Origin of the sequence: Streptomyces sp. NPDC057137, from assembly GCF_042670825.1 — a bacterium.
In the GTDB taxonomy this organism is placed as follows: domain Bacteria; phylum Actinomycetota; class Actinomycetes; order Streptomycetales; family Streptomycetaceae; genus Streptomyces.
This window is the reverse complement of record NZ_JBHUUW010000083.1, coordinates 24531-30692: the sequence shown is the minus strand read 5'-3', so window position 1 is coordinate 30692 and position 6162 is coordinate 24531. Positions and strand designations below refer to the sequence as shown.

At 68.4% G+C, this 6162-nt stretch carries 7 protein-coding genes; all 7 read right to left on the bottom strand.

Annotated elements, in window-relative coordinates; translation table 11 throughout:
* Positions 1 to 66 precede the first annotated feature (66 nt).
* Complete coding sequence (locus ACFT9I_RS36130) at positions 67 to 1248, bottom strand: DivIVA domain-containing protein (RefSeq protein ID WP_382571562.1); 1182 nt, start codon at positions 1246 to 1248, stop codon at positions 67 to 69.
* Between the two features lie 49 nt (positions 1249 to 1297).
* Positions 1298 to 1594: a YggT family protein gene (locus ACFT9I_RS36125; protein WP_078077796.1), complete on the bottom strand. Its 297-nt coding sequence runs from the start codon at positions 1592 to 1594 to the stop codon at positions 1298 to 1300.
* A gap of 68 nt (positions 1595 to 1662) precedes the next feature.
* Positions 1663 to 2280 (bottom strand): cell division protein SepF, encoded by a 618-nt coding sequence (locus tag ACFT9I_RS36120; protein WP_031231917.1) that lies wholly within the window; start codon positions 2278 to 2280, stop codon positions 1663 to 1665.
* A 124-nt stretch (positions 2281 to 2404) separates the two neighbouring features.
* Positions 2405 to 3124, bottom strand: coding sequence for a YggS family pyridoxal phosphate-dependent enzyme (locus ACFT9I_RS36115; RefSeq protein ID WP_382571560.1), 720 nt, complete (start codon positions 3122 to 3124; stop codon positions 2405 to 2407).
* Positions 3121 to 3873 (bottom strand): peptidoglycan editing factor PgeF, encoded by a 753-nt coding sequence (gene pgeF, locus ACFT9I_RS36110; protein ID WP_382571558.1) that lies wholly within the window; start codon positions 3871 to 3873, stop codon positions 3121 to 3123. Before pgeF ends, ACFT9I_RS36115 begins: the two co-directional genes overlap by 4 nt.
* Complete coding sequence (gene ftsZ, locus ACFT9I_RS36105) at positions 3870 to 5084, bottom strand: cell division protein FtsZ (RefSeq protein WP_382571557.1); 1215 nt, start codon at positions 5082 to 5084, stop codon at positions 3870 to 3872. The genes pgeF and ftsZ overlap by 4 nt, the downstream gene beginning before the upstream one ends.
* A 275-nt stretch (positions 5085 to 5359) precedes the next feature.
* The gene (locus ACFT9I_RS36100; protein ID WP_382571555.1) at positions 5360 to 6157 is read right to left on the bottom strand and encodes a cell division protein FtsQ/DivIB; all 798 of its coding nucleotides are present in this window, start codon (positions 6155 to 6157) and stop codon (positions 5360 to 5362) included.
* Between the last annotated feature and the right edge of the window lie 5 nt (positions 6158 to 6162).

Sequence of the window (6162 nt, the reverse complement as noted above, 5' to 3'; positions counted from 1 at the left end):
GTGGTACCCCGGGCCCGGCCCTTCAGCCTGCCGACGGCTGTGCGCGACTACCGCGCCCAGCGCCCGTCAGTTGTCGTCCTCGTCGATCAGGAACCCACGCATCGGCGACGGAGCCTGCTGCATCGGCTGCATGGGCTGCGGCGCCTGCGGCCGGACCGGTGCCATCGGCTGGGTCATCGCCGGGGACATCTGCTGCTGGTTCCCGTACGACGGTCCACCCGACGAGGGACCGTGCCCGCCACCCATGGACGGGTTGCCACCCATGGTGTGACCCATCGCGCCCGCACCGGCCGGTGCCATGGACGGCGACGGCGGCAGTGAGGCCGCGGCCGGCGTACGCGGCGGGGCCAGCGAGTCGTCGGCCTGGGTCTCCAGCTGACGCAGCTGGCTCTCCAGGTAGGACTTCAGCCTCGTCCGGTACTCGCGCTCGAAGCCACGCAGGTCTTCGACCTTGCGCTCCAGCGTGGCGCGCGCGGACTCCAGGGAGCCCATCGCCACGCGGTGCTTCTCCTGCGCGTCCCGCTCAAGGGCGTCCGCCTTCGCACGGGCGTCCCGCTCCAGACCCTCGGCACGCGAACGCGCCTCGCCGACGATCTTGTTGGCCTCGGAACGGGCCTCCGCGATCGCCTGGTCGGCGGTCTGCTGCGCCAGCGAGAGCACACGTGCGGCACTGTCGCCGCCGGGGCCGCCCTGACCGGGCTGCGGGCCGTGCCCCATGGGGCCGCCCATCGGTCCACCCATGGGGCCGCCCTGCATCTGGCCCTGCATCTGGCCCTGCATGGGGCCGCCCTGCATCTGGCCCTGCATGGGACCGCCCTGCATAGGACCGGGACCGTGCTGACCCTGCGGGCCGGGACCGTGGCCGGGGTGCTGACCCGGGCCGGGGCCGTGTCCGCCGGGGCCGGCGGGAAGCTGCGGGGGCCCACCGGGCAGTTGGGGCTGGCCCATCTGCGGGGGCTGCTGCTGGACCGGCGGTCCGGATATGGCGGCGGGGACGGGCGCGCCGGGCCGCTCCTGCTGCTCCGGCGGCTTACGCATCCCCTGCTGCTGTTGCTGCTGCTGGTTCTGCGCGGCGGCACGCGTCGCGGCGGCCAGCTTGGCGCGCAGATCCTCGTTCTCGCGAAGCAGGCGCGTCAGTTCGGCCTCGACCTCGTCTAGAAAGGCATCGACCTCGTCCTCGTCGTAGCCTTCTCGGAGGCGGACGGTCGTGAACTGCTTGTTCCGCACGTCCTCGGGGGTCAACGGCATCTCTTCTTCACCTCTACGTAGTCGTCGGCAGTCGGCAAGACCGTATCGTTCACATTGCCCTCGCAAGGCCGCTGACGACCGAGATGAGGATGTACACGATGATCATCAGAACGAAGAAGGACAGGTCGAGTGCCACGCCCCCGAGACGCAGCGGCGGAATGAACCGCCGCAGAAGCTTGAGCGGTGGATCGGTGACAGTGTAGGTGGCCTCCAGAACGACCACCATCGCCTTGCCGGGCTGCCATGAGCGGGCGAATTGGAAGACGTAATCCATGACCAGCCGGAAGATCAGCACGATGAGGAAGCACACCAGCGCGATGTAGACCACCTGTAGCGCAACGCTCATCCCGCGCTTCCCTCTCCCCTGGCTTCTCTGGTCCGGCCTCGCGGCCGGGTCGTTCCCGGTGTCGAATCTCAGCTCTGGTTGAAGAACCCGCCCTCTGCGATTCGGGCCTTGTCCTCCGCCGTGACATCGACGTTAGCAGGCGACAACAGGAACACCTTCTGCGTCACGCGCTCAATGCTGCCATGGAGACCGAAGACAAGTCCCGCGGCAAAGTCGACAAGTCGCTTCGCATCGGTGTCGTCCATCTCGGTCAGATTCATGATCACCGGGGTGCCCTCGCGGAAGTGTTCCCCGATGGTACGGGCCTCGTTGTAGGTCCGCGGGTGCAGTGTGGTGATGCGGTAGGGCTCTCGTTCGGAGACGACCTTGGGCATGATCACTGGTGCGTTCTTCTCCAGGCTGGGGCGTTCAGGTGTGATGGATGCCACGGGGGCGATTCGGGCAGGACGTCCGCTTTCTGCCGCTACCGGCACCGGCTGACGCTCCCGTTCACGCTGCGGAGGAGGCTGCACCACTCGTACTGGTTCGTCCCGTTCGACCTGGTGTACCGGCTGGTGGCGCCGGTGTTCACGCTCGGGTTCGGGCTCGGGTTCGAAATCGTCATCGGGGTCGAAACCCCGGCCGTCGTACCCATCGTCCTCCACGAGGCCGAGGTAGACCGCCATCTTGCGCATCGCGCCGGCCATGCTCTGAGTCCTCCGCTCTGTGGTGGATCGGCCTCGTCACCAAGTGCCCTCGATCCACGCGGTCCTTCCACCTTTCGGCGGAAATGACCATATTTTCTGCTGTGGTCCGACTTGCTTCGCGACGTTACCCGAGCCGGGGGCGGACTCCGAGTACCGCCGTACCGACGCGCACATGTGTCGCTCCGGCCGCAACGGCGGCTTCGAGGTCCGCACTCATCCCTGCTGACACCATGTTCGCAGCCGGATGGTCCGCGCGCAGCAGGGATGACAATTCCAGCAGACGCTCGAACGCCGCCTGTTGGCGTTCGGCGTACGGCCCGGCGAGTGGCGCGACGGTCATGAGACCGTCCAGCCGCAGTCCCGGCGCCTCGGCGACGGCCGCCGCCAACTCCCCGATTCCGTCCGGCGCGACGCCGCCCCGCTCACCGCGCGCACCCGAGTCGGCGTCGAGCGCGACCTGGACGAGCACACCGAGTTCACGGTCCGCGCGCACCACCGCGGCGGACAGCGCCGAGACGAGTTTCAGTCGGTCGACAGACTGCACGACATCGGCGTAACCGACCACGGAACGGACTTTGTTGGTCTGCAACTGACCTACGAAGTGCCACGTCAGCGACAGATCCGCGCACGCGGCGGCCTTGGGCGCCGCGTCCTGGTCGCGGTTCTCGGCGACATGCCGTACACCGAGTTCGTGCAGCAGCCGGACGTCGCTCGCGGGGTAGGTCTTGGTGACCACGATCAGGGTCACCTCGTCCCGTTCGCGGCCGGCCGCCGCGCAGGCGGACGCGATACGGGTCTCCACCTTGTGAAGATTTTCGGCGAGTTCTCTCGCGCGGTCGGTCATGACGCTCCCAGCCAGACATATCCGGCGAGCCGTCCGGTGGTGCGGTCGCGGCGGTACGAGAAGTGGTCGGCCGATTCGAGGGTGCAGATCCCCGAGCGGTGCCGGTCCTCGACCCCGAGTGCGGCGAGTTGCGCGTGCACGCCGGCGGTGACGTCGACGGCGGGGGTGCCCCAGCTGGTCTCGGACCACGACTCCGGTACGGCTTCGGCGACTTGGGCCCGCATGGCTTCGGGGACCTCGTAGCAGCGTCCGCAGACGGCGGGTCCGGTCCGGGCGGTGATCCGGGAGGGTTCGGCGCCCCGTGCGACCATCGCGTCGACGGCGGCCGGGACGACTCCCGCGACCAGTCCGGGGCGTCCGGCGTGCGCGGCGGCGGCGACTCCCGCCACCGGGTCGGCCAGCAGGACCGGGACGCAGTCCGCGGTGAGTACGGCGAGGGCGAGCCCCCGGCTCGTGGTGACCACGGCGTCGACCGCCGGGATCTCGTCCGGCTCGCGCGACTCCCAGGGTCCTTCGACGAAGGCGACGTCGCGGCCGTGCACCTGGTTCATCCAGACGACCCGCGCCGTGTCGAGCCCGAGGGACTCGGCGGCGGTGGCCCTGTTCGCGCGTACGGCGGCGGGGTCGTCGCCGACCGCGCCGCCGAGGTTGAGCCGCTCGTACGGAGCGGCGCTCACCCCGCCCCACCTGTCGGTGAAGGCGAAGTGGGCGCCGCTCGTCGAGCCCAACGTGTCGTGCTGTCCTATCACTTCAAGAAGTCCGGAACATCCAGCTCTTCGGCCTGGGTGTCCTGGTAGGGACGGGCCGGCGGGACGTGCGGCGGCGAGACCGGGGGCAGGGGCTTCTCGTTGACCGCCGGAGCCGGCTCGGGGGCGGGCGCCTCGTCGCGCGAGGGGACCGTGCCGAGTCCGCCGGAGGGGCGGCCCGAGTCGGACTCGGGGACGGAGGGGCGGTAGGACGGCTGGTCGTCCCGCTTGGCCGAGGTGAGTCCGGTCTCGCGTCGGGTCGGCGGCTGTCCGCCGTCGAAGCCGGCCGCGATGACGGTGACTCGTACCTCGTCACCGAGGGCGTCGTCGATGACGGCGCCGAAGATGATGTTGGCCTCGGGGTGCGCGGCCTCGCTCACCAGCTGCGCGGCCTCGTTGATCTCGAAGAGACCGAGGTCGGAGCCGCCGGAGATGGAGAGCAGCACGCCACGCGCGCCGTCGATGGACGCTTCGAGGAGCGGCGAGGAGATCGCCATCTCCGCCGCGGCCACCGCGCGGTCGTCGCCGCGTGCGGAGCCGATGCCCATGAGGGCCGATCCGGCCTCGGACATCACGGACTTGACGTCGGCGAAGTCGAGGTTGATCAGACCCGGCGTGGTGATGAGGTCGGTGATGCCCTGGACACCCGAGAGCAGCACCTGGTCCGCGGACTTGAACGCGTCCAGGACGCTGACCTGGCGGTCCGAGATGGACAGCAGGCGGTCGTTGGGGATGACGATGAGGGTGTCGACCTCTTCGCGGAGTTCGGCGATGCCGTCCTCCGCCTGGTTCGCGCGCCGTCTGCCCTCGAAGGTGAAGGGGCGGGTGACGACGCCGATGGTGAGGGCGCCGAGCGAGCGGGCGATGTTGGCGACGACGGGAGCGCCGCCGGTGCCGGTTCCACCGCCTTCGCCGGCGGTGACGAAGACCATGTCGGCCCCCTTGAGGACCTCCTCGATCTCCTCGCGGTGGTCCTCTGCCGCCTTGCGGCCGACTGCCGGGTTCGCGCCGGCGCCGAGTCCACGGGTGAGTTCACGGCCGACGTCGAGCTTGACGTCGGCGTCGCTCATCAACAGGGCTTGTGCGTCGGTGTTGATCGCGATGAACTCGACGCCCTTGAGGCCGACCTCGATCATTCGGTTGATGGCATTGACACCACCGCCGCCGACACCGATGACCTTGATGACTGCGAGGTAGTTCTGCGGTGCTGCCACGTCGAAGGCCTCTCGCCTCGAGTTACGTGTCGTCGCTTCGCTGTTGTCGTGAGGCGACGACTGATGCCGATGGGACGGTCCGGACGCCGACCCGAACCCTAACGTTGAAGTTTAGGGTTACCAGAGTGTCTGCTTCTTGGACTCTTCCGAACAGGACACTAAGTCGACACGTGGCGCACGTTCAACGAACACGCCGAACCTCCCGTTTTTCTTTTCACCCTATGTGATCACGCACCAGGCTGACCAACCAGGGTGCTGGTCAGCACATATACGCGTCAACTCCCCGATACGGAAGGGGCGGTGGGCGCACTCACATCGAAGTGCGCCGCCTTCGGAACTGCTTTCATGAGAGCGGTGAGAGCGCGCGCCTTCGCGCCGCCGTCCTCGCCGCTCCCCCACATCACCGTGCGTCCGCCGCTCAACTCCAGCGAGATGGAGTCGTACGAACGGACCTTCACCACCCGGGTGTCCTCGGCGACTTTGCCGGGGAGTTCGTCCCTGACGCGTACCGCTTCGGACATCAGACGAGTGGTGCTGAAGCGTCGCACACTCGGGGACTGATCCGCCGTCAATTCCAGCAGCGGTACGCCCTTCGGGGCCTTCTCGACGGTCGCGAAACGCACACCCGCCGCGTCCACTTCGATGAACTTTGCGCCCTTTTCGATAAGCAGCGCGGGCTTTCGCTCCGTCACTTTCAGACCGATGCCGTTCGGCCATGACCGTTCCACATCCACCGAGTCGATACGCGGCAGCTTCTGACGAAGTCGACGCTCAATCGCTTCCGTGTCGACGGAAATCAGCGGGGTGGAGATCGGAACTGCCGCTACGGCTTCCACCTCGGCGGGCTTCAGTACCTCGAGCCCCGAAGTCTTCACCTGCTCGACCCGTAGCCAGGTGGAGCCGTAAAGCAGCCAGATTCCCCCCGCGCCGAGTGCGATCACGGAAGTCAGAAGAAGCAGAATACGGCGTCCGGGAAGCCGGAAACGGCGACCCGGCGGCCGGCCCGAACGGGCGCGGCCGGATTCCGACTCAACTCGTACCGCACCACGCTCGGCGGTCGTCGGTCCGGCCACTGGCC

Bases quoted from the DNA above. Each gene is read 5' to 3' on its own strand.
- ACFT9I_RS36130 (WP_382571562.1), bottom strand. From the start codon at position 1,248: ATGCCGTTGACCCCCGAGGACGTGCGGAACAAGCAGTTCACGACCGTC.
- ACFT9I_RS36125 (WP_078077796.1), bottom strand. From the start codon at position 1,594: ATGAGCGTTGCGCTACAGGTGGTCTACATCGCGCTGGTGTGCTTCCTC.
- ACFT9I_RS36120 (WP_031231917.1), bottom strand. From the start codon at position 2,280: ATGGCCGGCGCGATGCGCAAGATGGCGGTCTACCTCGGCCTCGTGGAG.
- ACFT9I_RS36115 (WP_382571560.1), bottom strand. From the start codon at position 3,124: ATGACCGACCGCGCGAGAGAACTCGCCGAAAATCTTCACAAGGTGGAG.